This is a genomic window from Nitratireductor rhodophyticola (assembly GCF_019891355.1).
Classification (GTDB): Bacteria; Pseudomonadota; Alphaproteobacteria; order Rhizobiales; family Rhizobiaceae; genus Nitratireductor; species Nitratireductor rhodophyticola.
Genome location: NZ_JAHSSF010000001.1, coordinates 460,998 through 485,314, shown reverse-complemented (window position 1 = coordinate 485,314; position 24,317 = coordinate 460,998). Strand labels below are relative to the sequence as shown.

The 24,317-nt window shown below is 59.9% G+C and carries 26 protein-coding genes; 13 read left to right on the top strand and 13 right to left on the bottom strand.

From position 1 onward, the window contains the following. Positions 1-346: 346 nt before the first annotated feature. The 3 genes from KUG85_RS02210 to KUG85_RS02200 all read left to right on the top strand — a co-directional run bounded on the left by KUG85_RS02210 (position 347) and on the right by KUG85_RS02200 (position 2,731). On the top strand, positions 347-985 hold the full coding sequence (locus tag KUG85_RS02210; protein WP_223003999.1) for a PAS domain-containing protein: 639 nt from the start codon (positions 347-349) through the stop codon (positions 983-985). A gap of 89 nt (positions 986-1,074) precedes the next feature. Beyond that, on the top strand, positions 1,075-1,692 hold the full coding sequence (locus tag KUG85_RS02205) for a PilZ domain-containing protein (RefSeq protein ID WP_065815211.1): 618 nt from the start codon (positions 1,075-1,077) through the stop codon (positions 1,690-1,692). 424 nt (positions 1,693-2,116) lie between these two features. After that, complete coding sequence (locus KUG85_RS02200; RefSeq protein WP_065815210.1) at positions 2,117-2,731, top strand: transglutaminase-like cysteine peptidase; 615 nt, start codon at positions 2,117-2,119, stop codon at positions 2,729-2,731. Between the two features lie 212 nt (positions 2,732-2,943). Here the strand turns inward: KUG85_RS02200 and KUG85_RS02195 are convergent, their stop codons facing one another. Next, positions 2,944-3,471 carry a gamma carbonic anhydrase family protein gene (locus KUG85_RS02195; RefSeq protein ID WP_065815209.1) on the bottom strand — a complete coding sequence of 176 codons (528 nt, stop codon included), beginning with the start codon at positions 3,469-3,471 and terminating at the stop codon, positions 2,944-2,946. A 207-nt stretch (positions 3,472-3,678) separates the two neighbouring features. On the opposite strand from KUG85_RS02195, the gene KUG85_RS02190 reads away from it, so the two are divergent. Then, positions 3,679-4,425, top strand: coding sequence for a hypothetical protein (locus KUG85_RS02190; protein ID WP_223003998.1), 747 nt, complete (start codon positions 3,679-3,681; stop codon positions 4,423-4,425). A gap of 96 nt (positions 4,426-4,521) precedes the next feature. On the opposite strand, the gene KUG85_RS02185 is transcribed toward KUG85_RS02190, so the two are convergent. After that, on the bottom strand, positions 4,522-4,728 hold the full coding sequence (locus tag KUG85_RS02185; RefSeq protein ID WP_007008028.1) for a DUF3126 family protein: 207 nt from the start codon (positions 4,726-4,728) through the stop codon (positions 4,522-4,524). Between the two features lie 281 nt (positions 4,729-5,009). Further along, positions 5,010-5,846 (bottom strand): serine O-acetyltransferase, encoded by an 837-nt coding sequence (gene cysE / locus KUG85_RS02180; protein ID WP_223003997.1) that lies wholly within the window; start codon positions 5,844-5,846, stop codon positions 5,010-5,012. 417 nt (positions 5,847-6,263) lie between these two features. Here cysE and KUG85_RS02175 point away from each other — a divergent pair, with 417 nt between their 5' ends. Then, complete coding sequence (locus KUG85_RS02175) at positions 6,264-7,064, top strand: enoyl-CoA hydratase/isomerase family protein (protein ID WP_223003996.1); 801 nt, start codon at positions 6,264-6,266, stop codon at positions 7,062-7,064. A gap of 4 nt (positions 7,065-7,068) precedes the next feature. Here the strand turns inward: KUG85_RS02175 and KUG85_RS02170 are convergent, their stop codons facing one another. The 4 genes from KUG85_RS02170 to KUG85_RS02155 form a co-directional block, all read right to left on the bottom strand. Further along, positions 7,069-7,938, bottom strand: a complete 870-nt coding sequence (locus tag KUG85_RS02170) for an alpha/beta fold hydrolase (RefSeq protein ID WP_223003995.1) — start codon at positions 7,936-7,938, stop codon at positions 7,069-7,071. Then, complete coding sequence (locus KUG85_RS02165) at positions 7,925-8,689, bottom strand: alpha/beta fold hydrolase (RefSeq protein WP_065815205.1); 765 nt, start codon at positions 8,687-8,689, stop codon at positions 7,925-7,927. Before KUG85_RS02165 ends, KUG85_RS02170 begins: the two co-directional genes overlap by 14 nt. Before the next feature lie 23 nt (positions 8,690-8,712). Next, complete coding sequence (locus KUG85_RS02160) at positions 8,713-9,153, bottom strand: DUF192 domain-containing protein (RefSeq protein ID WP_255606227.1); 441 nt, start codon at positions 9,151-9,153, stop codon at positions 8,713-8,715. A gap of 93 nt (positions 9,154-9,246) precedes the next feature. Then, positions 9,247-9,843 carry a cold-shock protein gene (locus KUG85_RS02155; RefSeq protein WP_065815203.1) on the bottom strand — a complete coding sequence of 199 codons (597 nt, stop codon included), beginning with the start codon at positions 9,841-9,843 and terminating at the stop codon, positions 9,247-9,249. A gap of 226 nt (positions 9,844-10,069) precedes the next feature. On the opposite strand from KUG85_RS02155, the gene gloA reads away from it, so the two are divergent. Then, the gene (gene gloA, locus KUG85_RS02150; RefSeq protein WP_007008021.1) at positions 10,070-10,510 is read left to right on the top strand and encodes a lactoylglutathione lyase; all 441 of its coding nucleotides are present in this window, start codon (positions 10,070-10,072) and stop codon (positions 10,508-10,510) included. Positions 10,511-10,616: 106 nt separating this feature from the next. Next, positions 10,617-12,149, top strand: coding sequence for an acyl-CoA carboxylase subunit beta (locus KUG85_RS02145; protein WP_007008020.1), 1,533 nt, complete (start codon positions 10,617-10,619; stop codon positions 12,147-12,149). 43 nt (positions 12,150-12,192) lie between these two features. Here KUG85_RS02145 and KUG85_RS02140 read toward each other — a convergent pair whose 3' ends face one another. Continuing rightward, positions 12,193-12,450: a hypothetical protein gene (locus tag KUG85_RS02140; RefSeq protein ID WP_100213155.1), complete on the bottom strand. Its 258-nt coding sequence runs from the start codon at positions 12,448-12,450 to the stop codon at positions 12,193-12,195. Positions 12,451-12,788: 338 nt separating this feature from the next. Between KUG85_RS02140 and pncB the strand changes: the two genes are divergently transcribed. After that, entirely contained in the window at positions 12,789-14,093 is a 1,305-nt protein-coding gene (gene pncB / locus KUG85_RS02135) for a nicotinate phosphoribosyltransferase (RefSeq protein WP_223003993.1), read from the top strand. Between the two features lie 67 nt (positions 14,094-14,160). Here pncB and cckA read toward each other — a convergent pair whose 3' ends face one another. Then, entirely contained in the window at positions 14,161-16,743 is a 2,583-nt protein-coding gene (gene cckA, locus KUG85_RS02130) for a cell cycle histidine kinase CckA (RefSeq protein ID WP_223003992.1), read from the bottom strand. Positions 16,744-16,984: 241 nt separating this feature from the next. Between cckA and KUG85_RS02125 the strand changes: the two genes are divergently transcribed. Beyond that, entirely contained in the window at positions 16,985-17,842 is an 858-nt protein-coding gene (locus KUG85_RS02125; RefSeq protein ID WP_223003991.1) for a flagellar biosynthetic protein FliO, read from the top strand. 115 nt (positions 17,843-17,957) lie between these two features. Here KUG85_RS02125 and dksA read toward each other — a convergent pair whose 3' ends face one another. After that, the gene (gene dksA / locus KUG85_RS02120; RefSeq protein ID WP_007008015.1) at positions 17,958-18,374 is read right to left on the bottom strand and encodes an RNA polymerase-binding protein DksA; all 417 of its coding nucleotides are present in this window, start codon (positions 18,372-18,374) and stop codon (positions 17,958-17,960) included. A gap of 264 nt (positions 18,375-18,638) precedes the next feature. Here dksA and KUG85_RS02115 point away from each other — a divergent pair, with 264 nt between their 5' ends. The 4 genes from KUG85_RS02115 (at position 18,639) to KUG85_RS02100 (ending at position 22,512) form a co-directional block, all read left to right on the top strand. Beyond that, positions 18,639-19,145: a SixA phosphatase family protein gene (locus KUG85_RS02115; RefSeq protein ID WP_223003990.1), complete on the top strand. Its 507-nt coding sequence runs from the start codon at positions 18,639-18,641 to the stop codon at positions 19,143-19,145. 81 nt (positions 19,146-19,226) lie between these two features. Then, positions 19,227-20,708, top strand: coding sequence for a YcjX family GTP-binding protein (locus KUG85_RS02110; protein ID WP_223003989.1), 1,482 nt, complete (start codon positions 19,227-19,229; stop codon positions 20,706-20,708). Continuing rightward, positions 20,705-21,784, top strand: a complete 1,080-nt coding sequence (locus tag KUG85_RS02105) for a YcjF family protein (protein ID WP_223003988.1) — start codon at positions 20,705-20,707, stop codon at positions 21,782-21,784. The genes KUG85_RS02110 and KUG85_RS02105 overlap by 4 nt, the downstream gene beginning before the upstream one ends. Positions 21,785-21,966: 182 nt before the next feature. Then, positions 21,967-22,512: a hypothetical protein gene (locus tag KUG85_RS02100; RefSeq protein ID WP_007008011.1), complete on the top strand. Its 546-nt coding sequence runs from the start codon at positions 21,967-21,969 to the stop codon at positions 22,510-22,512. Positions 22,513-22,578: 66 nt separating this feature from the next. On the opposite strand, the gene folK is transcribed toward KUG85_RS02100, so the two are convergent. Genes folK through folP form a run of 3 tightly spaced genes read right to left on the bottom strand, consistent with a single transcriptional unit; the run spans position 22,579 to position 24,313 of the window. After that, the gene (folK, locus tag KUG85_RS02095; protein ID WP_223003987.1) at positions 22,579-23,100 is read right to left on the bottom strand and encodes a 2-amino-4-hydroxy-6-hydroxymethyldihydropteridine diphosphokinase; all 522 of its coding nucleotides are present in this window, start codon (positions 23,098-23,100) and stop codon (positions 22,579-22,581) included. Between the two features lies 1 nt (position 23,101). Next, complete coding sequence (gene folB / locus KUG85_RS02090) at positions 23,102-23,461, bottom strand: dihydroneopterin aldolase (protein ID WP_007007133.1); 360 nt, start codon at positions 23,459-23,461, stop codon at positions 23,102-23,104. Between the two features lie 15 nt (positions 23,462-23,476). Then, positions 23,477-24,313 carry a dihydropteroate synthase gene (gene folP / locus KUG85_RS02085; protein ID WP_223003986.1) on the bottom strand — a complete coding sequence of 279 codons (837 nt, stop codon included), beginning with the start codon at positions 24,311-24,313 and terminating at the stop codon, positions 23,477-23,479. Positions 24,314-24,317: the final 4 nt, after the last annotated feature.

The window sequence follows — 24,317 nt, the reverse complement described above, 5'->3', positions numbered from 1 at the left end:
TTTGTGCGTGCGGTTGGACGCAGAGCGATCCAGCAGACCCACCGGACAGAAAAAGCCGTCCAGGCAAAACAACCTGAACGGCTTTGTCGAGCCCCCCTGCCGGTTCTTGTTCCGAACTTCGGCCCTGCCCGTCTGTGAATGATTCGGTCTTGCTGACAGCCAGACACTGCCAGCGCCCCGCCGGCCATGCAATTGAAACCCTTTTTTAACCTTAACAAAACGGGCAGGTGAACAACCCCGGCCGCTCTGGCACGCAACCTGCAGCCATCCACATGTCGCTATTGAAAATGCCCACACCTGTCCGCCTATGGGACAGGCCCGGGCCGAAAGTAAGGAGCCAAGAGGCATGAGACACGATGGTTCAGTGACGTTGTTCCAATATTGGAACAGGTTGCGCGGCAACCGTCCGGCCCCCAGGCGCACGGAAGTTGAACCTGCAGAGATCAAGTCCCTGCTGGCCGATACGTTCATCCTTGAAAAGGACGCACGGAGCGAAGCCGTCTTCCGCCTCGCCGGCACCCGGCTGTGTGCCACTTTTGGAAAAGAGCTGAAGGGCCTTTCCTTCGCATCGCTTTGGGCGGACCGCGATCAGACAGTGGTCGGAAAACTCGCACGCAGCGTTTTCGACATGAAGTCCGTCGTCGTTCTTACCTTCGACGGAAAAAACAAAGCAGACGACAGGGCGTCGTTCGAGCTCTTGCTCCTGCCTCTGGAAGGTGGGATGGAGAGCCCCCGCGCGATGGGTTCGCTTCTGGCCTGCGAAAAGCCCTTCTGGCTGGGTGCAGAGGCCCTCGTCGACTGCGAAGTGACGTCTCTGCGTCTCATCGATGCGGATCGCGAGCCGGTTCTCCTGAAAAACCGTCCTGCCGTTGAAGTCCCGCCACTGGTGCCCGAACGACGGTCCATTACCGACAGTCTGATCGAGCCCGGTCAGGGCCGTCGCTTCCGGCATCTGGTGGTCTTCGACGGTGGCCGCAACGTATAGTTGCTCTTACCGGTTGTTAACCGATTGGGCGTAGTGTAGCGCTGCCCGACTGGGCATCAGAACCGCCACAGCGAAGAGCGCATACCACCATGTCAGCGGCGATAAACCGGTCCACACTGGATGATGAGCGACGCAGTTTTCAGCGCGTGAAAGTGTCGATCTACGGCCGTTTCATGCTGGAAGACCGCAGCGAACACGCGTGCCGCGTGACCGACATGTCGCCGGGCGATGTCTGCCTGATCGCCCAGCGGTCAGGCCGCCAGGGTGAACGTGTTATCGCCTATCTCGATCATGTTGGCCGCATCGAAGGTGAAATCATCCGGGTCAACCGCGACGGTTTCGCCATGACGGTGGTTGCATCGGAGCGCAAACGCGACAAGCTCGCAGCACAGCTCACCTGGCTCGCCAACAAGCACGAACTGGACCTGCCCGAGGATCGTCGCCACGAGCGCATCGCACCGCGCAATCCGATCAGCGTCCTGCGTCTGCCGGACGGCCGCGAATACCGCTGCCGCATTATCGATCTTTCGCTCTCCGGCGCAGCCATTGAGAGCGAAGTCAGGCCTGAACGGGGCACCCAGGTTCATATTGGCACAATGCGTGGCCAGGTGGTCCGCCACTTCGACGACGGAGTGGCCATCGAATTTGCCAGCATTCAGGACCGTCAGGCTCTGGAAGCAGAATTCTCGCTCGCTGCCGAAGTCTGACAACGCCCGAGGTCAGAACCTCGAAATCCGCTGCAATCACATCCCTGGCCTCTCCGGCCGGCAGGTCGCTTCTGGCACCTTTCACCATGCTCCCATAACCAGGGAACAAAGGTAGTCCTGAGCCCACACCACGCGCGCGGCTCCGGGGTCGTCATTGCGCGCAGCCGCCATTCAGTCGTCCGCCGGCTTCATGCCCGCCAGGTCGAACACCAATGCGCGCAGATTCTTCATTCCGCCTCCGGATCGCTTCTTCAATTTCGTTACAATTTTAAGCAAACTTTACTCAAATAAAAATCAAAACAAGATCGATTTTTATTCTTATTAATTCCAAATACAGATAGAATTTATCGAGACTTATACTGTGCAATTTTGCCTAGAATAAATTCCCCTCTGCCATTGTCGCGTCAAACGGGGAGACAAGACAATGGGGCTTTCAACAAGCGCACGGCTCATGGCCGCAGCCGCAATCGCAATGGGGGCGTTCACCACGGGGGCGTTCGCCACACCCAATTTCATGAAGATCGGCGGCCTTACCAGTCAGCCTATCGGGCACTATGAGCTGTGTCAGCGTGAACCGGTGGAGTGCCGCCAGACCACGGCGCGTCCGCGCCCGGTGCAGCTCACGCGGAAGCTCTGGCAGGCTATGATCGACGTCAACAACGCTGTGAATTCGACGGTTCTGCCGCGCACCGACATGGAAATGTGGGGTGTTGAGGAATACTGGTCCTACCCTCAGGCCTATGGCGACTGCGAAGACTACGTCCTTGAGAAGCGTCGGCGCCTCATCCGCGCGGGCGTACCGGCCGGCAATCTGCTGATCACGGTCGTGCGCCAGCCCAACGGAGATGGACATGCGGTGCTGACGGTTGTCACCAGCATGGGTGACTATATTCTGGACAATCTGGAAGCACGTGTTTCAGTTTGGACCGATACGGACTACACCTATCTGAAACGCCAGTCGGCGTCTCATTCCGGCAAATGGGTCACCATCAACGATGGGCGGGCCATCGCTGTCGGCAGCGTTGCCTCGAGCCGCTGATACATTCCATACTCATGGGCGCAATGGACGGGACGCGCCCATGACAGACTGACATCCGACGGACAACACTGCGCTTCTGACCTCCGCGCAGCCGGGTCCGCTCCGGGACACCCGGTCGAGTCCCCACCTCCCCGTCCCCAACGACCGGGTACAGGAGCCGGCCCACCCCATGGGTCGGCTCCGCCTTTTTCCGGGCTCCTAGGGTCAGGACCCTAGAGCGTCTTCAGTTCATTCAGAAAGCGGTTGCCGTTCTCCACGTAGTGAGCGGATGACCACTGAAGAGCGCGCACGGCTTCGTCGTCCAGTTCCCGCACAACCTTTGCCGGTGAGCCGACGACGAGCGAATTGTCGGGGATTTTCTTGTTCTCTGTTACGAGTGCACCCGCGCCTATGAGGCAGTTCCTGCCGATCTCGGCTCCATTGAGGACAATCGCGCCCATGCCGATCAGGCTGTTTTCGCCGATTGTGCAGCCATGCAGGATCGCCCGGTGGCCAATCGTGCATCCGCGCCCGATGCGCAGCGGGAAGCCCATATCCGTGTGCAGCACCGAATGCTCCTGAATATTGGTGTTTTCTCCGATCTCGATGGGCTCATTATCACCACGCAAGACGGCACCGAACCAGATACCGGCGTTGCGACCTAGCCGCACCCGTCCGATAATCGAGGCATCCGGCGCGATCCAGTTGGTTTCCCTGTCTTCGAAAACGGGGCTTTCGCCCGCCAGTGCGTAAATCGGCATAGTCCACTCCAGTTCGAACAAGTCGTACTCTGCAGCATCCCGCTCCAAAGCAGAATAGCGGCTTCAGGAAAACGCTCCCGGTCTCCATTCTTCAGGAAGCTCCTGCGGCAGAGATTTACTGTCCCTTTACCATGTAGAGCCAAGGTTTCATTGATATTCAGAAACTTGATGATGATTCTCCCATCCGCGGGAGGCGTGCACGAGGGGATGACACTGGCGACCGGCGAAACCACTGGGGATTCCGGCGCGGAGCCGGCTTCGCGGAGACATCGTCTTGCGATCCGCGTGCTCCAGCTCTGCCTTGTGCTCCTTGTCCTGTCTCTCGGCATCTTCCTTTTCGGACGCTGGTATGGTGCCAGCCTTTCGAATGCCGGCCACACCGAATCGGTCAGGCTTCGGGAAATCGTGATCCGGAACAATGTTCTGACGGTTCCTGAAAATGCCATCCGCTTCAAGAGTGCACGCATGGATGGCGTCACGCTGCGTCTGGACATCTATCTGTCATGGCCCGAGCTTGAGGGATACACGCCCGAGCGGCGCAACGATTTCAATCATGTCGACGGAGCGCGGAACATCATATTCCTCACATTCGAGGAACAGGTGATGTCGCGCGATATGAGCAACAGGCTGGAGCCGGTTTACCGGCAGATCATCGAAACGCGCTCAGTGGCCGGCCCGGGGAACATTCGGTTCCATCGTTTCAAGAGGGATTCGGGATATGCGGGGGAGGTTCTGGCCATCGCAGAGAATGCCGGGACAGATCAACCATTCGTTGCCCGTTGCCTGACAGGCACAGCAGCCCGCGAAGCGCTAGCACCCTGCGAGCGGGACATTAACGTCGGAAACCGCCTGAGCATGACCTACCGCTTCCCTGCTTCGCTCCTGGGAAACTGGCAGGTTCTGGATAGCGCGATAAAGCAGAAGGTTGCGCGCCTTCTCAATGCACCTGGCTAACAGAACGCGCGCCGACGACCGGAGACCGAAATCAGAAAGCCCGCAGGCAACTGTATTGCACGCGGGCTTTCCAAAGAGATGATCTGGCAGTGCTTCTCAGAGATCGATGTCGAGAATGGCCATCGAGAAATTATAGGAAAGCTCTCCTTCATCCTCATCCTTGAAGATGATTCCGAGAAACTCATCTCCCAGATAGAGCTCGCAGGAATCGTCCTTGCGCGGGCGCGCCTTCACACTCAAGGCGGGATTGTTGAAGGTGCGTTTGAAATACGCTTCCAGCTTTCTGATTTCCTCGGGATTCAAGAAACATCTCCAGTGCATCGCGCATCGCCAGGGTCGGATATTCTTAGCAACCCTTATGCGCAGCTTCAGATTTCGTACAGAACCGACAAATCACCCAGATAGATGATTGGCGGCACTGCTGTGGTGGCGCGCTTCTGACATGAGCCCTGCGCCACTGTAAACCCTGAAACCGGGATTTCAGCCGTAAAGCTTCCGCAGGTCAACAGGCGTTTCCGAACAGCCGCCCCCCCTCCAACCGCCATCGCAACGCAAAACGACAATGTTGAGGTCGCGGGAGCCTCTCAGGCTTCGCCGTGAAGCGTCTGATCCATCGAGCGCGATGGTTCGCTGCATCCGGACTCACCGACAACCCGTGCCGGCACACCCGCAACTGTCTTGGCGGACGGCACATCATTCAGTACGACCGATCCCGCAGCGACCCGGGCGCAGTGACCGACCTCGATATTGCCGAGGATCTTCGCGCCGGCGCCAATCAGAACGCCATGGCGAATCTTTGGATGTCGATCGCCGGTTTCCTTGCCTGTACCGCCGAGGGTCACGGCATGAAGAAGTGAAACGTCGTCTTCCACAACGGCAGTTTCGCCGATCACGACCCCGGTCGCATGGTCAATGAAGATTCCCTTGCCCATCCGCGCTGCCGGATTGATGTCCGTCTGGAAGGCAGCGGAGGAGCGGCTCTGCAGATACAGGGCGAAGTCCCGTCGCCCCTCATTCCAGAGCCAATGGGCCAGCCGGTGTGTCTGGATCGCGTGGAACCCCTTGAAATAAAGCACCGGCATCAGAAAACGATCGCAGGCCGGATCCCGGTCGTAATAGGCCTGAATGTCGACACGCACCGTTGTACGCCATTCCGGGTCGGCATTCAGCATCGCGTGAAATGTCTGTCGGATGAGATCCGCGCCCATGTCCGGATGGTCGAGCCGCTCGGCCACCCGGTGAATTACCGCGCTTTCCAGATCGTCATGATTGAGGATCGTGGCATAGAGAAACGCTGCCAGAAGCGGATCGTTGGCAACCGCGGCCTCTGCCTCTTCGCGCACGGCATACCAGATCGGATCCACCGGCTGCGGGGTGCTTTTGCCGGAACTGCGCTGGCGAATTGCGTTGCGTGCGTTCATTGGATTTCTCCACCCGGGCTCAGGGCCTATGAATATGGCCGCAATGATCGGCCTGGTTTGTGCGGATGGGCATAGCGCCACCGCAGGAAGACTTCATGGTTTTCAGGGTTTTGCGACACATTACCCCGTGCAAGTCATGCCGGTCCGAAGGACGCTCCATATCTCAGTTATCCACGCACATGCAAACGTCAGGTGATTCCACCTGCCCGCATAATGCTCTAGATCGCCGTGCGTCCATCCGGACGCACAAAGGACGATCCAAACTATAAATGGAGCATCGGAACAATCCGAAAACCGGATCCCACTTTTCGGTCCGATGCTCCAAGGCGTAAACTTGCCTTGCATGGCAACATACGTCAGAAGCCTTGGTAGTTGAACCGCAAAAAACCGTGACCATAGTTACAGGAAAATTGATGCATGACAGTGCCAGCCCATCACAGTGAGCCAGCCCTCCGCGTTTCCTGCATCGATGGTGTTGCCACAATTCTCCTCTCGCGTCCGGGGAAGATGAACGCTGTCTCGCAGGCAATGTGGCGCGACCTCATTGCCGCAATTGAAAAACTTGACGCCGACGACACGGCACGCGTGATGATCCTGCGCGGAGCGGGCGACAATTTCTGCGCGGGGGCCGACATCTCCGAATTCGAGACCGTACGCCGGGATGCGGAAACGGCGCGGGTCTATGAAGCGTTGAACGCAGAGGCATTCGCCGCCATCCGCAACACGCGCCTGCCCACGGTCGCCGCCATCTCCGGCGTCTGCTTCGGCGGTGGTTTCGGTCTGGCGGCGGCATGCGATCTGCGGATTTCAACACCAGATGCGCTCTTTGCAGTTCCCGCCGCCCGGCTCGGCCTTGCCTATCCGGTCGAGGCTATGGGCGACATTGTCGCCACAGCGGGTGCGCAGATGGCGCGCTATCTCACATTCACCGGTGCCCGGATCGATGCAGCGCGCGCCAGGGAGTGCGGTTTCCTTCTTGAAATCGTGCCCACCGACGTTCTGGCCAGCCGGGCACAGGAGATAGCGACAATGCTCGCCGCCAACGCGCCCCTGTCAATCCGTGCTTCGAAGGCATCCATCGCAGCCGCTCTGTCTTGCCGCGCGAGCGACGTCTCGCACGCGCAGAATCTGGGCGACATTACCTTCGAGAGCGCAGACTACGCGGAGGGGCGCCTGGCTTTTCGTGAACGCCGACCCGCCCGCTTCCAGGGGCGCTGAGCGATCAGGCCGCCTGATCACGGCCCAGAAACTTCAGGATTTCCGAAGCGAAAACGTCATTTCGGTCTCCGACAACCATGTGCCCCGCGCCGCCAACATCGACATAGGATGCAGCCGGGGCGAGCGAGACGAACTCCCGCGCGTGAGATTCCTGCACCAGCTCCGACCGCATTCCGCGGACAAGAAGAACGGGAAGGTGCAGTTCCGGCAGACCTGCGATCAGTTCCTGCATTAGCGCTTCCGCGCCGGAATTGATGTTCACCGCGCCCTTGATGAAGGCCGGGTCCCAGTGCCAGCGATAGCGGCCATCTTCATCCTGCCGCAGGTTCTTGCGAAGACCTTCGAGGGAGCGGCGCGGTGCGCGGTGCGGAAGATACGCAGCAATTGCATCGGCTGCCTCTTCGAGAGAGGCAAACCCCTCCTCCATCCGCGCGCCCATGAAACCCTGAATCCGGTCCACCCCGACAGGGTCGAGACGCGGCGTGATATCGACAAGAACCAGCGCGTCCAGAATCGGGCCAGCCCGCATTTCCGCCGTCAAAGAGGCAAGGCCGCCAAGCGATGCGCCCACAGCCGCGGGCCGCGTGTGAAAGCGCTCGTGCACCTGGTGAAAGATTGCCGCTGCATCCTCGCCATAGTGATGAAAGCCGTAATGCCCGCTTTCCACCCAGGCGCTCTCGCCATGGCCGCGCTGATCGACCGCGATTGCCCGCATGCCGCGCTTGGCCACATCCCGGGCCGTTGCATCCCATGCGCGGCGGGTCTGTCCGCCGCCATGCAGAAAAACGACCGGCTGACCGCCACCATCCCATATGTCACCGGTCAGCCGATTGCCTTCGGCCCCGACGAATGAAATCGCCTTACGTTCGATCAAGAGGGTGCTCCTCCAGAAATGCCAGCGCGCGCGCCTTGAATGTCCGGTCGCCCACCGCCAGCATATGATCCCGTCTCTCAATGGCAAACGCGACGCCATTAGGCAACAGATCGGCAAGGCCTTCGGGCGAACCGGCAATATCGTCGCGCGTTCCCACCGCCACCAGCGTCGGCACGGCTATCCTCGCCGCATCCTGTTCGGTCAAAAGTTCACGCGAGGTCGCGATGCAGGCTGCGAGTGCCCTGCGATCGCTCTTCGTCTGGTCTGCGAACTTGCGAAACATCTGACCACGCTCCGAGGCGATGGTATCGGGGTCGTCGGTCAGCAGGGCCTCGGCGATCTCATCCCATTCGCCAACGCCCTCGATCATGCCCAGTCCCAGCCCCCCCAGGATCAGCGTCGCGACTTTCGAGGGATGTTCAAGGGCGAGAAAAGCGGAAATGCGCGCGCCCATGGAATAACCCATCACATGCGCCTTCGGAATGTCCAGATGATCAAGCAGCGCTGCCGCATCGCCAGCCATTTTGCGGGGTGTGTAAACCGCCTCGTCATGGCTCTTGGTGGAGCGGCCATGGCCGCGATTGTCGAGTGCGATCACGCGAAAACCCGCATCCCGCAGCGTTTTCACCCAGCCCGGCGCCACCCAATTCACATAGTGGGTGGAAGCGAAGCCGTGGATCAGGAGAATTGGATCGCCCTGCCCTTCATCGATAAAGGAAAGTTCGAACCCGTCATGTTTGAAAGACTGCATGTCTGGATATGCGCCGCTGCTGACTATTGTGCGCCGGCAGTCTCGATGCGCGGATGGCGCAGACGATCACCGACCTCGATACCCATCTTCTGCGCGGTTCCCGCCAGCAGTTCAAGCACGAATTGAGATTCCACATCTGGTGATATGGACGCGGTGGAGAAAGGTGTTCCTGGTGCAATCGCCCGTACCGTGCCGTCGGCACCGACAAACATCAGGTCAAGTGCGAGTGGCGTGTTCTGCATCCAGAAGCCCTGCCGGCTCTCCGCCGGAAAGACGAAGAGCATGCCACGATCAGCGGGCATGGACTGGCGGAACATAAGGCCGCGCTGACGTTCATGCGGCTCGTCGGCGATCTCGATGTCAAACCGGACCTCGCCCGACGATGTGATCGCGACAAGCGGTTCAGGGTCGACCGGCAGCCGCATCGCCGAGCCCTGCGCAAGCGCCCCGGCTGTCGCAACCATCAGGGCAACGACAGCAGACAGAAAACAGCCAGACAGGGAAAACACAAAGCGCGGCATCGCTGGCACTCTCTCAGGTACGGGAGCCGCGCAAGATCAGTGCGCGGCGTTCAACGTGCCAAGATCGGGATAGACTTCGGCGGCCATGAGGCCCTTTTCGCCTCGCCCGAAACGGACCAGAACCACCTGGCCGGGGCGCAGTTCCGTCACACCGTAACGGCGCAGGGTTTCCATATGAACGAAAATGTCCTCGGTCCCCTCACCCCTGGTCAGGAACCCAAACCCCTTGGTGCGGTTGAACCATTTGACAATCGCCCGCTCCAGCCCGCTCTCCGCGACAACGGTAACATGGGTGCGCGGTGCCTGATCCTCACTCGGATGAACCGCCGTCGAAAGGTCGATCGACACCACCTTGAAGGCCTGCAGCCCCTTTTCGCCCTGCTGGGCCAGGCAAACGACCCGTGCGCCCTCGAGTGCCGTCTGGAACCCATCCTTGCGCAGGCAGGTTACGTGAAGTAGCACATCGCCATGCTCTTCATTGTCCGGGAGGATAAAGCCATAGCCTTTCGCCACGTCGAACCATTTGATGGCGCCGGAAATCTCTACCAGTTCCCCGGTTTCCGCGACGTCATCCGTTTTCGGCGCCTTATCGCCAGCCTCGTACCTCTTGGTTGTCGAGGACTTGTCGTCCATCCCATCAAGCCTTTTCTCAAGTCCGCCCGACTCACTGTGTGTTTCAAAGATAGCATTGGCGCTTTGTGGCATAGCAAGACCCAGTTTCTGATTTTCAACAGCAGGTGAAATCAGCCGGATTTGAGGGATTTCGGCAAAACGGCACAACCGGTTAACGTGCAACATTGCCGAATAGAACGTGTAGAGCCCCCGTACCGTATACGTAAACCAGCAAGCGAGAGAAAACATGCGCTACCTGCACACCATGGTCCGTGTAAAAGACATTGATGAATCGCTCGAATTCTACTGCAACAAGCTCGGACTGACCGAGGTTCGCCGCTCTGAGAACGAGAAGGGACGTTTCACCCTGATCTTCCTTTCGGCCCCCGCAGATCAAGCGCGCGCGAGCCAGGAACAGGCACCGCTGATCGAGCTCACATACAACTGGGACCCGGAGGACTATGACGGGGGCCGCAATTTTGGACACCTCGCCTACGAGGTTGACGACATCTACGCTCTTTGTGACCGGCTGATGAAGGCAGGCGTCACCATAAACCGCCCGCCCCGCGACGGCCGCATGGCCTTTGTTCGTTCGCCTGACGGGATCTCGATCGAACTCCTCCAGAAGGGCGGCGCAAGGGAGCCGGCCGAGCCCTGGGCCTCCATGGAAAACACCGGCAGCTGGTAAATTCTGCAAACGCGCCGTGCGTTATCTGGAACGCACGGCGTATTTTCCTGCCGCTGCCGCCATGCTAACAGCAGAAGGCCGTTGATTGCCTTTGGGGGAGACAAGCATGAAAGAGGTTCTTCTCGAGTTGGAACGTCGCCGCGCTGCCGCACGCGAGGGTGGAGGCCAGCGGCGGATCGACGCCCAGCACGCCAAGGGCAAGTTGACCGCGCGTGAGCGCATCGAGACGTTCCTCGATGAAGGCACGTTCGAAGAGTTCGACATGTTCGTCGAGCATCGATCCACCGATTTCGGCATGGAGAAAACCCGCATTTCCGGCGATGGCGTGGTGACGGGATGGGGCACGGTCAACGGGCGCACCGTCTTCGTTTTTGCCAAGGATTTCACCGTGTTCGGCGGCTCTCTTTCCGAAGCGCATGCGGAAAAGGTGGTCAAGGTTCAGGAGATGGCGCTGAAGAACCGCGCGCCCATCATCGGCTTTTACGATGCAGGTGGCGCGCGCATTCAGGAGGGCGTGGCGGCACTCGGCGGCTACGCCGAGATCTTCCAGCGCAACGTTCTCGCCTCCGGCGTCATCCCGCAGATTTCCGTCATCATGGGCCCCTGCGCCGGTGGTGACGTCTATTCCCCGGCCATGACCGATTTTATCTTCATGGTGCGCGACACCTCCTACATGTTCGTCACCGGGCCGGATGTGGTCAAAACCGTCACCAACGAAACGGTAACGGCCGAAGAACTCGGCGGAGCCTCCGTCCACACCGTCAAATCCTCCATAGCCGATGGCGCCTACGACAACGATGTGGAAGCGCTCCTGCAGATGCGCCGCCTGATCGATTTCCTGCCAACGTCGAACACGGCTGACCTGCCCGAAGTGGAGTGTTTCCAGCCCGTCTCGGACCCCGATTACTCTCTTGACCGGCTGGTCCCAGACAATGCCAACAAACCCTACGACATCCGTGAGCTGATCCTGAAAACCTGCGACGAAGCGGATTTTTTCGAGATTCAGACGTCCTTCGCCAAAAACATCGTGACCGGGTTCGGTCGCGTGGAGGGCCGCACGGTGGGTTTCGTCGCCAATCAACCGATGGTGCTGGCGGGCGTTCTGGATTCGGACGCGTCCCGAAAGGCCGCCCGCTTCGTACGCTTCTGCGATTGCTTCAACATTCCGCTTGTCACCTATGTGGATGTTCCCGGATTCCTGCCGGGCACCGCGCAGGAGTATGGCGGGCTGATCAAGCACGGCGCCAAACTGCTCTTTGCCTACGCGGAGGCAACGGTTCCCAAGATCACCCTCATCACACGCAAGGCATTTGGCGGGGCCTACGACGTCATGGCCTCCAAACACCTGCGCGGTGACATCAATTACGCCTGGCCTTCGGCCCAGATCGCGGTGATGGGTGCCAAGGGTGCCGTGGAAATCATCTTCCGCAAGGACATTGACGATCCGGACAAGATAGCCGCCCACACAAAAATGTATGAGGACCGCTTCCTCTCGCCCTTTGTGGCGGCCGAGCGAGGATATGTGGACGAGGTTATCATGCCGCATTCGACACGGACGCGCATTGCCCGTGCCCTGCGGATGCTGCGCAACAAGGACCTCCAGAACCCCTGGAAAAAGCACGACAACATTCCGCTCTGACACAGCACCTTGCGCTGCGCCTCACGGCCTGTCTTCCACCGCGTCAGAAGCTGCGTGGCGGCACAAACAGGCAGATGGTGCGGCCGTCCATCTTTCCGGCCACGGAGCACCAGTGGAACACGCCATCGGGCGAGTTGCGCACACGCTTGTCCGTATACGGCAACACTTCACCGGTTACCCTGATGACATATCCCTCGGGTCCCTCCGTGACGGCGGCGTTCGAGACCTCCCGGCAGTCGCGATCGGAGCAGCAGGCATAGGGATAGCGCCAGCCGCTCTTTGCCTCATGCGCAACAGCCATTGTCCATGAAGGCGCAAATGCGCCCAAAAGAAGAGCCCCACTTAAAGCCAGACGCCGTTTGGAAAAGCCAGAGTAGATCATACTCATCTCCTCGAGACTCCTCCCGGCAGTCAGTGTCCGCCTCATCTGTTAACGAAGCTTTAACCATCCGCCGCGCAATTGTCTCAAAGCTGGCGAAAGCCAGGTTCAGAGCCTGGTGAAGATCGCAATTTCGATGTGCGTTTCCCCTTGCACCGCAAGGTTTGACTCTGGCGGTCGTTGACAATCGTGGCCTGCCGGTGTGGTCTGCCGGACGAACGCCGCGAACCGGTGGACTACACTCGCAGGAAACGCACATCATGCCGAAAACCGATATCGCGCGCCGCGTCTACAATCACGCCTGGAAGCTCGACCCCATCTGCCGCAGCCTCCTGGACACGGACTTCTACAAGCTTCTGATGCTGCAGATGATCTGGGGGCTGTATCCGAATGTCGATGCGACCTTCTCTCTTATAAACCGCAACAAGTCGGTCCTCCTGGCCGAAGAGATCGATGAAGGGGAACTGCGCGAGCAACTGGATCACGCCCGTGCGATCCGCTTCACCAAAAAGGAAATGATCTGGCTCGCCGGTAATACGTTTTATGGGCGCAAGCAGATTTTCCAGCCGGAGTTCCTCAACTGGCTCGCGGATTTCCGGTTACCAGAATACGAGCTCACCCGTCGTGGCGGCCAGTATGAACTCAACTTCCATGGCAAATGGATGGAAACCACGATGTGGGAGATTCCCGCCCTTGCGATCATCAACGAGCTGCGATCGCGCGCTGCCATGCGCTCGCTCGGCCCCTTCGCGCTCGATGTTCTCTATGCTCGCGCCAAGGCCAAGGTCTGGACCAAGGTCGAACGCCTGAAAAAGCTGCCGGACATCAGGATTTCCGATTTTGGCACCAGGCGGCGGCATTCTTTCCTCTGGCAGCGCTGGTGCGTGGAAGCGCTTAAAGAAGGCATCGGCGGTTCCTTTACCGGCACATCCAACGTGCTTCTCGCCATGGATACGGACCTGGAAGCACTTGGCACGAACGCTCACGAGCTGCCGATGGTGCTGGCAGCGCTGGCCAGAACTGACGAGGAACTTCTCGAGGCCCCCTATCGCGTTCTCGAAGACTGGCAGAGCTACTACGGCGGCAACCTGCTGATCGTGCTTCCCGATGCATTCGGCACGGAATCCTTCCTGCGTGACGCCCCGCCATGGGTCGCGGACTGGACGGGCTTCCGTCCCGACAGCGCGCCTCCAATCGAAGGCGGGGAACGCATCATGGAGTTCTGGCGCAAGCACGGCAAAGATCCGCGTGACAAGCTGCTGATCTTTTCCGACGGCCTCGATGTAGACACGATCGAAGCGGCCTACCGCCATTTCGAGGGAAAGGTGCGCATGGCCTTTGGCTGGGGCACCAACCTCACCAATGATTTCGAGAACTGCGCGCCAACGGAAGTGAATGGTCTGAAGGCGATCTCGGTCGTCTGCAAGGTGAGCAGCGCAAATGGCCAACCGGCGGTCAAACTCTCCGACAACCCGGAAAAGGCAACAGGCGACCCAGCCGAAATCGAGCGCTACATAAAGCTGTTTGGAACGCAAAACCGCGTTCGCCGCACAGTTTCAGTCTGACAGTCCAGCTTTATGGGCACCGCATCGGCGCAGTTTTTTTTTGCAAATGGCGAGAAGTCTGAAACGATCAGGCTTCCTCCAGCATTTCCTTAACAACAGTTGCAAGCTGTTTTAGAGAGAAAGGCTTCGGCAGGAAGCCGAACTGCGCATCCTCCGGCAGGTTCTTTGCAAAGGCATCCTCGGCATAACCGGACACAAAGATGAACTTGATGTCGGGCTGCGCCTTGCGCAGCTCGCCAAGCAGTGTCGGGCCGTCCATTTCCGGCATCACAACGTCGGAAACGACGATGTCGACCTTGCCATCCAGCTCGTTGAATATCTCGAGCGCCTCGACGCCGGAGCTGGCCTCATGCACTTCATAACCCCGGGAGGAGAGCGCGCGCACACTGCCCATCCGGACCGCATCCTCATCTTCTACGAGGAGCACGCGTGCAGAGCCTGAAAGGTCGCGGTTTTCTTCTTTCGCCTTCGCAGCGTCATTCCCTCGTGCAGCGGCTTCATCGGCAGATTTCTCCGCTTCGCTCGGAACATGACGCGGCAGGAAGATTCGGAATGTGGTGCCCTCGCCCAGCTCGGAATCGCAGAAAATGAAGCCGCCCGTCTGCTTGACGATGCCATACACCATGGAAAGGCCAAGCCCGGTTCCCTTGCCCACTTCCTTGGTGGTGAAGAATGGCTCGAATATCTTCTTGATGGTTTCGGGATCGATGCCCGTACCCGTGTCGCTCACCTCGACAGCCACATAGTCGGCCGCTGCCATTTCGCGATAAGAAAACTGGGCGCACTCTTCGGCGGAAATGTTCCGGGTCCGCACAGCAAGCTTGCCCCCTTCCGGCATTGCATCGCGTGCGTTGACCGTCAGGTTCACGACAACCTGCTCGAACTGACCGATATCGGCCTTGACCGGCCAAAGATCGCGCCCATGCTCGATGGAGAGTGTGATCTCACTGCCGACGAGGCGCGCAAGCAGCATTCTCAGATCCGCCAGAACATCCGTCAGGTTGAGCACTTCCGGACGCAGGGTCTGCCTACGCGAGAACGCCAGGAGCTGACGCACCAGCGACGCAGCGCGATTGGCATTCTGCTTGATGTTCATGATGTCCGGGAAAGACGGGTCGGACGGACGGTGGTTCGTCAAAAGGAGGTCAGAGGCCATGATGATGGCCGTCAGGACGTTGTTGAAATCGTGCGCGATGCCGCCGGCGAGCTGTCCCACGGCCTGCATTTTCTGGCTTTGCGCCATCTGCGCTTCGAGCGCCTTCTGCTCGGTGGTTTCCACGGCATAGACGATCGCGGCTTCCTCCGCGCCCTCCCCGCCATCGTGGTCGACCACGGGGTTCACGTAGAAGCGTACGTGCCGCTCTGCATCATCGGGCAGCATCGTGTCGATGGGCGCGATTTCCGCCTGGCGTTGCTTTGCCCTTTCAAGCGCCGCGGCAAACGCCTCGCGGTCATTCTCGTGAATGACCGCATCCAGCCGGATATTCCGCTCCACTGCACCGCTGTCGACGACACGCGAGAACAGCGAAAGGAACGGTGCATTGGTGCGCAGGATCCGCCCTTCATGATCCACCGAAGCAATCGCCATCGGCGTGGAATTGAAAAAGCGGGTGAAACGCACTTCGGACGCACGCAGGTCCGCTGACGCGTCCTCACCCAGCTGACGGTTCAGGACGATGGTGCGGGTTGCCCCCGGAGTTCCCTCGCGGCTTGCAGTTACGCGATGCATGAAACGCACCGGAAGCACTTCGCCACCCATTGTAGAGAGGTCGAGATCGATCACCGCATTGCGCGCTGTGCCCGGATCGGCCTTCACCGCGTTGATCAGCGCCATCCCGTCACCGGCAACGATCTGTGGCAGGCGCACGGCTCCGGGCACGAAATTGGCAAGATCGATGCCCAGCCATTCCGCCAGCGTTGCGTTGATATAGGTCACACGTCCGTCGGGATCGGCCGCGAAAAAGCCCGCCGGTGCATGATCCAGATGATCAATCGCCTTTTGAAGGTCGAGGAAGAAGCGCTCCTGCTCGGCGCGTTCTTCCGAAATATCGGCAATCTGCCAGGCGGACACCGGCTGACGATAACCCGGCAACTTGAAGATGCGCGCCCAGGTTCTGTACCAGCGGGCGCCAAGCGCACCGCCGGGGCGGATGGAGCGCGACAGCCGGAACTCTCCGTCACCTGCACGTCCGTCGCGCAGACCGGCCGAAAGCTTCTCCACCACCGGTGCGGCTTCCGGATTGTCTGCCAGAAGTCCGTCGACGGTCTTCACATCGGCCACCGATGTTGCACCCGTCATTTGTGCATAAGCATTGTTTGCATAAAGGATGCGGCCCTTGGTGTCCGCAACCACAAGGCCCTCCTCCATGGAATCGACAAAGGCCCTGGAGAGTTCACTTCCCGCCGAACGCGGTGCGACCTGCACGAATCCGATGGCTGTTGCGAACAGAAACCCCACACCGATCATCGCCAGAATACCAAGGAGTCCGAGCAGGAACGGATCGCCGAGCCGTTCGCGGAACACGGAAAATGCAACCGCAGAAAGGGTCAGTATGACGATGAATATGATCAGGCGCGTGATGGCACCGGGTCGAGAACTCTGGTCGACAATCGGTGCTGCGTGGATTTCTCCCCCGGTCTGCTTGGCCATGCGTTTCCCGTCTGTCGCGCCCAATTCCTGCCAGGCTCCACGCGAACCCGGCCTCTCCGGGATATATCAGGGCTCCCGGCATCTGCAAGCGTACACATGTAATCGAAACGCAAATCGCCTTTCTTTGCGCGAATTTTGCTGCTGAAAACCATGGGGGCAGGCTCTGTCGGCGCAGCCGCGGGTTGCCGCGTCCCTGCGAGACGCATAGTTTGGCTGATCAGATTGAGAGTGGAGTAGACGAATGCGCGACTGGCTCGTGGGAATTTTTGGAGAGGCTTACGCGACCGCGGCCTTCTGGACGATCATTCTCATAGCCGTCGCCGTCGTCCTTATTGTGTTTCTCCGGGTAAACCGCCGGTTCACCGCCGGGACATTCATCTCCGGCGCACGTGGCAGGCAGCCGCGCCTGGCTGTGACGGACGCCACCCCCGTGGACAACCACAGACGTCTCGTACTGGTGCGCCGCGATGATGTGGAACACCTCATCCTGATCGGCGGACCAGGCGATCTCGTGATCGAAACCAATATCGGGGGGCCCCGTGCCACGACTGCCGAGCCTGTGACGCAGCAAGTCGAAGAACCGGCTGCGCCAGTCGAACCACGAGCCTCCGGCATGCAGGAACCGGAAATCGAGAGAGAGGCGCCCCGCACCGCTCCCTCTTCCCCGGAACCGGAAATGCCCGAACCCGAGCCCGAACGCCGCCCGTCAGCACCGGAACCGACGATCCAGATAGCCAGTCGGCCGGCCCCCGCGCCGGCGCCTCGCCGTTATCCGGCAGAAACAGTGACAGAAGCCCCGCAGCCAATGCGGGAACCCGTGTCGTCGCCCGCTCCGCGGCGCGCCGTTACAGCGGCATCGATCGGTTCGCTTGCCACAGTGGCGCCGGCTGCCCCGATACGTGAGCCGAGTATCGAAGACGCCGGGGAACACCGGCCACCAGAACCCGGCGCCGGGTTGCAACACACAGACGAGACTCCTGCCGTTGATTTTGAAGCCTCACGCGCAGAGCAATCCGCCGCACAGAATCAGGCCGGCGAACACACGCTCGAAGATGAGATGAGCCGCCTGCTTGAAGAGCTTTCAGAACAGAAACACTGACGGCCCGGTTTCAAAGCTCCACCAGACGGTGGACAAGAAAAAAGCGCCAACCCTGAGGGGTGGCGCGCACAAAACAAAACAAGCACGGATCAAAAGCGTGCTTAAAGTAAAAAAATCAATCGTCGCGATAGACTTTCTCGCGGCGTTCATGACGTTCCTGTGCCTCGATCGATAAAGTCGCAATCGGGCGTGCATCAAGCCGCTTCAGTGAAATCGGCTCACCCGTTTCTTCACAATAACCGTAGGTCCCCTCCTCGATGCGCTGCAGGGCGGCATCGATCTTGGAGATCAGCTTGCGCTGGCGGTCACGCGCTCGCAGTTCGATTGCGCGATCCGTTTCGGACGACGCACGGTCGGCGAGGTCCGGGTGATTTGCACTTTCTTGTTGCAGTACCTCGAGGGTCTCACGCGCTTCCTTGAGAATGTCGCTTTTCCAACGCAGCAGTTTCGCACGGAAATATGAGCGTTGGCGCTCATTCATGAAGGGTTCGTCCTCGGTGGGCACGTATTCGGCATTTCTGAGCTCATTCATCGAGTCACCCTGAGATGTTTTGACGCCCGCGCCTATATATTCACGCACCCCCGCAACCACAAGCACAAAGGCCGCATGCTTCACGCTTTTGTTAATTGCAGCGGAAATAGTGGATATCTCCTACTCCAAACGCGGGATGCGTATAAACTCCCCGGGGAGATCACGGGATTCCACGGAGGGTAAAATGACGGAAAATCCGCGCAGTTTTGGTTCAAACCAGCAGCTTCTTGGCGCGTTTTCTTCGTTTTATCCCGGATTTCGGTAATGTCCCGCCTTTTCCTGCTTCGCCACGCAAAGGCCGGCTGGGCGGCACCCGGTACGTCGGATTTCGACAGAACCCTTACCCAGTCGGGCCAGTCCGACGCAAAGGCGCTTGGGACGCGAATGCGCTCAACCGGCCTCATTCCCGATCTGATCCTGTGTTCTCCAGCCAGGCGCGCTGTCGAAACACTTGAATTTGTCGCTTCAACACTCTTCGACAGCCCCCCAAAAACGGAACTTGTCCCGGAATTGTACAATTCCGATGCAACGGACTACCTGCACGCCGTGCGGGAAGCGCCGATGGCTGAGACATTGCTGCTGGTGGGGCACAATCCGATGATGGAGGATCTGGCGTTCGAACTTCCTTCCGCAGGAGATCAACAGGCAATGCGCGGTACCGCTTCCGGCTTCCCCACTTGCGGTCTTGCAGTCATCAGCTTTCCCGGACCACTGGCAAATATAAGACGCAATGGCGGGCGGCTCGAAGCCTTCCTGAAGCCGGACCTCTGACAGCACGCTGCGCCAACGGTCTTCAATCACGGCTTTGGGTTCCTATATGCAAGGTCTTGCGATTTTTGAGGATTTCGCCTTTTGGCTTCATTGACCACATACACGGACGAAGCGCGGATTGCTCTCGACACGCTGGCCGGACGCGCCGCCGGGCTCGTTTCGCCCTCACTGCGGATCGGCGTTACCGGGCTTTCACGCGCCGGCAAGACGGTTTTCATCACCGCTTTCGTGCACAATCTTCTGCATGGTGGACGGCTACCGCTGTTCGACGCGCAGAGTTCGGGGCGTATTTCCAGGGCCTATCTGGAACACCAGCCGGACGATGCGGTCCCCCGCTTCCAGTATGAAGATCACATCGCCGCGCTTGTCGAAAGCCGTATCTGGCCCGAATCCACACGCGCCATCTCCGAGTTGCGCCTGACGGTCGAATTCGAATCCGCATCAGCATGGAACCGTCTCCTGTCACGCGGGAAACTATCCTTCGATATCGTTGATTATCCTGGCGAATGGCTGCTCGACCTACCGCTGCTGTCGAAGGATTACGAAACCTTCTGCCGCGAGGCGCTGGAGATGGCAGCCCTTCCTGCCCGCGCCGATCTTTCGGCTGAATGGCGCGCCCTGACGCATGAGGTCGACCCGAACGAACCGGCAGATGAAATGGCCGCCCGCAGGCTTTTCGGGGCATTTTCATCCTATTTGCGTGCATGCAAGGCCGATCACCGGGCGCTTTCAACGCTGCCACCCGGCCGCTTCCTGATGCCGGGCGATCTGGAGGGTTCTCCGGCATTGACCTTCGCCCCGCTGGGTGTGGAGCCCGGCGCCCGGGGCAAGCCCGGCTCGCTGCATGCCATGATGGAGCGGCGCTATGAGGCATATAAGACGCATGTCGTTCGTCCGTTTTTCCGCGAACACATCGCCAGGCTCGACCGACAGATCGTGCTGATCGATGCAATGCAGGCCATGAACGCGGGCGCCGAGGCCGTTACCGACCTCGAACGGGCGCTGACCGAGATCCTCTCGTGCTTTCGCCAGGGGCGCGGCAATCTCCTGACCGGGCTTTTTTCACACCGCATCGACCGGATTCTCGTCGCGGCAACCAAGGCGGACCACATCCACCACGAAAGCCATGACCGGTTGCAGGCAATCGTGCGCAGGCTCGCCGACCGTGCCATCGCGCGGGCCGGTTTTTCCGGCGCCGCGGTCGACGTTCTCGCCATGGCCGCCGTGCGGGCGACGCGCGAGGGAACCGTAAGACAGGGCAAGGAGACACTGCCCGTCATCATCGGAACACCGCTGGAGGGCGAAACCATCGCCGGTGAGACCTTCGACGGCGACACCGAAACGGCAATCTTTCCAGGCGACCTGCCCGAAAAGCCCGGTTTGATCTTCCAGCAGCCGGGACCGGACGAAGAAAACGCCGGCTCCGCTCCCGAGCACTCGCTCCGTTTCGTGCGGTTTCGCCCACCGCGGCTCGAGCGAACCGCCGAAGGCGTCACCCTTTCTCTCCCTCATATCAGACTTGACCGGGCCCTTCAGTTTCTTGTCGGAGACCATCTCGCATGAAGAGAGCGCCCGCATCGTTTCGCATAGATCCGCCGAGACCCGAAAAGGTCGAAAAGCCGGCAGCCAAACGAAAGCCGCAGGCAGTGAGCCCCGGCAAGGCAGTGGCGGTGGTCGCCGAAAGCGACGATTATTTCGCCGAGCCGGACCTGGCTCTCACCACCCCGCCGCCGGTTCCGCCGCGCCGCCGCTCCATACTGGGCCGCGTCTTCTTCACCGCCTTCGGTATCCTCGTTTCGCTGGCAATTGGTCTCTGGACCGACCGGTTGATCCGCGACCTCTTCAACCGTGCCGACTGGCTGGGCTGGCTGGCGCTCGGCGTGGCCGCGACAGCGCTGCTGGCGTTCGTGGCAATCCTTGTTCGTGAAGCACTCGGCATCATGCGGCTCGCTTCCATCGAGGCGATGCGCCGGGATGCAGCGGACGCGATCCTTCGCAATGACACCGCAGAAGCCAGGAAAACGGTGGATCACCTCATGGGTCTGCTGGCGCGCAAGCCCGAGACGGCCGCCGGCCGCGAAACGCTTCTGGGCCTCAAAGACGATGTGATCGACGGTGCGGACCTGCTTGCGGTTGCCGAGAAGGAACTGCTCGCTCCCCTCGACGCAATGGCACGAACCCAGGTCTTGAATGCGGCCAAGCGGGTGTCGGTGGTGACCGCGGTATCGCCGCGGGCGCTGATCGACATCGCCTATGTGCTCTTCGAGGCCGCGCGGCTGACACGGCGCATTGCCGACCTCTATGGCGGACGCCCCGGGTTCCTGGGATTCATGCGCCTTGTGCGCAGCATCTTTACGCACCTTGCGATCACCGGCTCCATGGCCGCCGGTGAAACGCTGGTTCAGCAGGTCGTGGGTCACGGGCTTGCAGCGCGCCTTTCTGCGAAACTCGGCGAAGGCGTGGTCAACGGCATGATGACGGCGCGCATCGGCATCGCCGCCATGGACGCCGCCCGTCCTCTCCCGTTCAACGCCGTTCAGCGCCCGGGCATCGGCGACTTTCTGAAAGCACTCACGAGTTTCGCGTCGAGCGAGAAAACCGGCAAGGATAGCCCGAAAACAAAGCGCCAGTTTTTCTGAAATCGTCGGCTGGTCGGGTGAGTCTCAAAAGACACACCTGCGGACTATCGCAACCGGAACCCCGGGTTTGATGCGCTCGGCGGCTCCACCGAATCAGGTCGGTATGGTAGACAAAGCCTTAACCAATCTGCGGCAGGATTCCCGCTAGATTTCTTTTTCAACCTGGTCTGGTTCTTTAGCTCATGCTGAAATTCGCGCTCAAGCTCGCTCTTCTGGCCGCTGCAGCAGCCCCGATTTCCGGTTTGGCCGGCACGGCGGAAGCTTCGGAAAAGGAGCGGCGTTTTTTCCAGTCTGTCGAAGGAAGCTGGTCTGGTCCCGGCGAGATTGTCGCCGGCAAATACAAGGGTACGAAGTTCGTCTGTAATTTCGACGGTGGCACGCCCGACAAGAAGATTGGCATGGCGCTCGACGGAAGCTGTCGTGTCGGGGTCTTCACACAGCCCATGAAGGCCAGTGTGGTACGTGGAAAGGGCGGCTATATCGGAACCTTTCTCGATGGCGCGGCCGGCAAGGGTCTCGATGTCACCGGCGGCAAGGTAATCGGAAACGATGTGGTGTTCGCTCTTCACCGCTCCTCGCTCAGCGGTGCGATGCGCGCGCGCATCAGCGACAAAAACACGATGCACATCACCATTTCGGTGCAGGTGAACGACGATATGGTTCCGGTAATCGGAATGAAACTGAAGCGCACGGATTCCGGCGGCATCGAAGCCATCGCCCGGCAGTAATCGCTGATGCCTTGTGGGCGCCATGTCGATCATGCCGCCAGGTTTTTCGGGAAGAAAAAGCGGCTTTCAGCCGCTTTTTTTGTCTCCATCGACGCGCCACCACATTCCGTCGGGCGTAATTCGCTCCATACCGCTCTGATCCAGCGTTTCAAGGAGCGCTCTGGCGCATTTTCCGTCAATCTCCCGCTCCGGCGCAATCTCGGCCAGTGGCGCCAGGACGAATGCACGCTCGGCCATGCGCGGATGCGGTATCGTCAGCCCGGCATCGTCCACAGTGCGGTCACCGTAAAACAGGATGTCAACGTCGATGGGGCGCGGCCCCCAGCGCTCCGCCCGTATGCGCTTGAGCGCCCGTTCGATCGTCAAACACTGCTCGAGGAGCGCATGCGGATCAAGGCTGGTGCGCACCATGGCAACGGCATTGAGAAAATCCGGCTGATCGAGCTTGCCCCACGGAGGCGTGCGATAGAGCGACGAGACGGCGAGAACCTCTGTATCGCGCCGGGCATCGAGCGCCGCCAAAACCATCTGCATCGCCCGGCGCGGGTCTCCGATATTGCCCCCCAGACCCAGATAAACGTCCTGCATTCTACTGCGGCCAGACCACGGAAACCTCGACATAGTCCAGAACTCCAGGAACAGGAGCGTTGGGCTTGCGTATCGTGATTTCAGAACGCGCAATCTGCGGGAAGCGGGCAGCAAGTGCCTTCGCCACTTCCAGCGCCAAAGCCTCAATCAGAAACCGGCGCTTGCCGGCGACGATCTCTTCAATGACCTTGAAGGCCGCGCCGTAGTCGACCGTTCCCTCCAGAGAATCATCGCTAAGCGCACGGCCAGGCTCCACGGTCAGCACCGCATCCACATAGAAGCGCTGGCCCAGGCGCTCTTCTTCGTCGTGCACGCCGTGACGCGCGAAGAAAGCGCAGTTCTTCATCCGGATTACATACATCATCGCCTCACCGGCCTATCTCTGCGCTGCAAGCATAGCATCTGCTACCTTCAGCGAATCCCTGTTGATTGCGACATCGTGCACCCGAAAAACGGCTGCGCCCTTCATTCTAAGCAGCGCACTGGTCGCGGCCGTTCCCATATCCCGATCTTCTGCACTCTCGCGGCCCGTGACCGCCCCCACGAAGCGCTTGCGCGATGTACCGACAAGCAGGGGGAATGCAAGGCCGGCCAGTTCTTCGAAACGAGCCATGATCTCGATGTTCTCCTGCGTGTCCTTGGCAAAGCCGAAACCCGGGTCAAGCATGACCTGTTCGTCCCGAACGCCGGCATGGCGGGCGATTTCCAGCGAGCGGCGCAAAAACGAGAACTGATCGGCGATCACATCGGAAAGCTTCTCGCGCTCGCGGCCGGTGTGCATGATGACGAGCCCTGCCCCGCTTTGCGATGCGACCTCTGCAATGCCCGGCTCGCGCTGAAGCCCCCAGACATCGTTGACGATATGGGCTCCCGCAGCGACGGCGAGCCGTGCCGTCACGGCCCGGTAGGTGTCGACGGAAAGAAGAACGTCATCGCGCCCCGCGAGCGCCTCGAACACAGGCAGTATCCGATCCTGCTCTTCGGCAGCGGATACCGGCGCGCCGCCGGGGCGGGTCGATTCGCCGCCGATATCGACAATGCACGCCCCCTCGCCGATCAGTCTGTCTGCCTGGCGGAGCGCGGATTCGATACCGACAAAGGCACCGCCATCGGAAAAACTGTCCGGCGTAACGTTCAGTATGCCCATGATGATCGCGTCCGCGCCGAGCACGAGTTCGCGCCCATGCGCAAGTTTCCAGACAGGAAAAGTCATCGGG

Bases quoted from the DNA above. Each gene is read 5' to 3' on its own strand.
- KUG85_RS02100 (WP_007008011.1), top strand. From the start codon at position 21,967: ATGCTGAAATTCGCGCTCAAGCTCGCTCTTCTGGCCGCTGCAGCAGCC.
- KUG85_RS02115 (WP_223003990.1), top strand. From the start codon at position 18,639: ATGTCCCGCCTTTTCCTGCTTCGCCACGCAAAGGCCGGCTGGGCGGCA.
- folP (WP_223003986.1), bottom strand. From the start codon at position 24,313: ATGACTTTTCCTGTCTGGAAACTTGCGCATGGGCGCGAACTCGTGCTC.
- KUG85_RS02125 (WP_223003991.1), top strand. From the start codon at position 16,985: ATGCGCGACTGGCTCGTGGGAATTTTTGGAGAGGCTTACGCGACCGCG.
- KUG85_RS02175 (WP_223003996.1), top strand. From the start codon at position 6,264: ATGACAGTGCCAGCCCATCACAGTGAGCCAGCCCTCCGCGTTTCCTGC.
- KUG85_RS02210 (WP_223003999.1), top strand. From the start codon at position 347: ATGAGACACGATGGTTCAGTGACGTTGTTCCAATATTGGAACAGGTTG.
- folK (WP_223003987.1), bottom strand. From the start codon at position 23,100: ATGCAGGACGTTTATCTGGGTCTGGGGGGCAATATCGGAGACCCGCGC.
- KUG85_RS02160 (WP_255606227.1), bottom strand. From the start codon at position 9,153: ATGGTTGCGACAGCCGGGGCGCTTGCGCAGGGCTCGGCGATGCGGCTG.
- KUG85_RS02190 (WP_223003998.1), top strand. From the start codon at position 3,679: ATGACACTGGCGACCGGCGAAACCACTGGGGATTCCGGCGCGGAGCCG.
- cysE (WP_223003997.1), bottom strand. From the start codon at position 5,846: ATGAACGCACGCAACGCAATTCGCCAGCGCAGTTCCGGCAAAAGCACC.
- KUG85_RS02140 (WP_100213155.1), bottom strand. From the start codon at position 12,450: ATGGCTGTTGCGCATGAGGCAAAGAGCGGCTGGCGCTATCCCTATGCC.
- KUG85_RS02195 (WP_065815209.1), bottom strand. From the start codon at position 3,471: ATGCCGATTTACGCACTGGCGGGCGAAAGCCCCGTTTTCGAAGACAGG.
- folB (WP_007007133.1), bottom strand. From the start codon at position 23,461: ATGTATGTAATCCGGATGAAGAACTGCGCTTTCTTCGCGCGTCACGGC.
- pncB (WP_223003993.1), top strand. From the start codon at position 12,789: ATGCCGAAAACCGATATCGCGCGCCGCGTCTACAATCACGCCTGGAAG.
- KUG85_RS02200 (WP_065815210.1), top strand. From the start codon at position 2,117: ATGGGGCTTTCAACAAGCGCACGGCTCATGGCCGCAGCCGCAATCGCA.
- KUG85_RS02165 (WP_065815205.1), bottom strand. From the start codon at position 8,689: ATGCAGTCTTTCAAACATGACGGGTTCGAACTTTCCTTTATCGATGAA.
- gloA (WP_007008021.1), top strand. From the start codon at position 10,070: ATGCGCTACCTGCACACCATGGTCCGTGTAAAAGACATTGATGAATCG.
- KUG85_RS02145 (WP_007008020.1), top strand. From the start codon at position 10,617: ATGAAAGAGGTTCTTCTCGAGTTGGAACGTCGCCGCGCTGCCGCACGC.
- KUG85_RS02105 (WP_223003988.1), top strand. From the start codon at position 20,705: ATGAAGAGAGCGCCCGCATCGTTTCGCATAGATCCGCCGAGACCCGAA.
- dksA (WP_007008015.1), bottom strand. From the start codon at position 18,374: ATGAATGAGCTCAGAAATGCCGAATACGTGCCCACCGAGGACGAACCC.
- KUG85_RS02155 (WP_065815203.1), bottom strand. From the start codon at position 9,843: ATGGACGACAAGTCCTCGACAACCAAGAGGTACGAGGCTGGCGATAAG.
- cckA (WP_223003992.1), bottom strand. From the start codon at position 16,743: ATGGCCAAGCAGACCGGGGGAGAAATCCACGCAGCACCGATTGTCGAC.
- KUG85_RS02205 (WP_065815211.1), top strand. From the start codon at position 1,075: ATGTCAGCGGCGATAAACCGGTCCACACTGGATGATGAGCGACGCAGT.